General features: G+C 64.9%; 1 protein-coding gene and 1 pseudogene. Both read right to left on the minus strand.

Annotated features, from left to right (window positions below; translation table 11 throughout):
• Window positions 1–785: pseudogene (locus KY572_RS46795) on the minus strand (DUF3396 domain-containing protein); the annotation flags it as partial.
• Window positions 694–1,680, minus strand: coding sequence for a hypothetical protein (locus tag KY572_RS46800; protein ID WP_224250314.1), 987 nt, complete (start codon window positions 1,678–1,680; stop codon window positions 694–696). The gene KY572_RS46800 and the pseudogene KY572_RS46795, both read right to left, overlap by 92 nt.
• Window positions 1,681–1,731 lie beyond the last annotated feature (51 nt).

The following is a 1,731-nucleotide window of genomic DNA, read 5'->3' on the forward strand; positions in this document are numbered from 1 at the left end:
CGCAGGTGGACGAGGGCACGGGCCTGGGCGAGCCGAGCCTCCTCGGAGTCGAAGTCGACGGGGGTGGGACGGGTGAGAAAGAGAACGGCGCCGTGGGGTAGCTCCTCCATGTGAGCGCATGGGGTGGTGAGCACGCGCTGGCGACCGAGCTCCTCCACCAGTCGAGGCCCATAGACGTTGAGCCAGAAGACTTCCTCGATTCGAGGGGTAGCGAGAGGGTGCTTCGCGAGCGGATCGCTGCTCAGCCAGAAGTCGGTGCGGCTATGGCCCAGACCGTGAGACAGCGGGAGGCGAGAAGCGATGGCACGGACGAAAGCGATGATGTGCTCTGCTCGTTGAGCCCCCCGGCCCGGCTCGCGAAGGAAGGAGAGGGGGGCCAGAACCAACTCGACGGAGAAGGGGGCTCCTTTCTTGTCCGTCCTGGACCTGAGCGTGAGGATGACTTCGGGTGCCTGGGAGCGCCCCAGGATGATGGTTGTGGTGTTGATACCCTGAGCCTCGTGGAGCCGCTTACGCAGGAGCTGGCGCGAATATTTCAGGCGTGGGCCCAGGAGATGCATCTCGTCCGGGCGGAGTTCTTCGCCCAATGATTCGATGACGTCCAGCACTGGCTCCAGTCCTTCGATGCCAGGGCTCAGTGGGTTGATGGACGAGAAAAGATTGAGAAGGAAGCTGTCGGACTTGTTCCACTCTTCAGGGGACATGGAAGTGGAGTTCAACCTCGTGAGCGGCTGCTTCGCTGCTGAGAACCCTCTTGAGGTCTGCCGAGAGACTTCTCCCGTCATAAATGAGATGCACCTGGTTGACGACCACTTTCTCTTTGAAGAGAGGGTGGTCAGGCCTTCGTACCTCGACCGTTCCGCCGTATTTCGTTTGTGCCTCACGGGCATCGATATTCACTCGAGTGAGCGCCTCTCTTTGGCTCAGGGCGCCGAAGTCGCGCTGCTTCATGCTGAAGGAGTGGATGTTCGGCCGCATGCCCGCGCTCAGCGTGGCATCATCCACGACGAGTGCATCCGCGTAGGTGAGGGTGCTGCTGCCCTCATGTTTCAACCCCATGTTCTCCGTGACCAGCGGCCGCTTCATGTCTGGCACCCAGGCCCTGTTGCCGCCGGGCTCCTGGACTTGCTGAAGCACGCGTACCGCACTGCGCTGGAACTCCAGCGAGCGCTGGAACCTGCCGAGCAGGGATGAGTAGGCCTCCCACGTCAGTGGAGGCTTCACCTCGGTACGTCCTGGAGGAAGGGGGCGCGTCCCCGCGAGCTCTTCGTAGCGTCGGCCCCAGTAGGCCACGTAGCTCGTCCACCGTGGGCTGTCGGCTCCCACGCTCGAAGGAGGCTGGGTGCTGACAGGGCGGGAGCGGTCGAGCGCGTCCAGGCGAGCCGGACAGCGAGGCCCCACCTCCAGCGCCTCGGCCTCGACCATGCGTGCTTCCAGCGCGGGAAGCTCCTCGGCCGCCAGACGTGTCTCCACTCCGGCCAGCGCCAGCCTCCCCGCCTCGACGGAGGCTGCCCCGGCTTCGGAGGTGCTTGCTTCGACCGCCGCTGGGCCCGCGGCGCGTGTCTTGAGCACGGTGCCCACCAGCAGCACGTCGAGGACTGCCGAGACCACCGTGGTGCGGACGCGTTCGAGCCGGGCCTGGCTCTCAAAGCCGTCAGCCATCACCTGGCGCAGGCGCAAGCCCCCCGCTCCGCGCGAGGGCATGAGCTCGTCCAGCTTGTGCCATTGCAC

The organism is Hyalangium gracile, from assembly GCF_020103725.1.
Taxonomy (GTDB): domain Bacteria; phylum Myxococcota; class Myxococcia; order Myxococcales; family Myxococcaceae; genus Hyalangium; species Hyalangium gracile.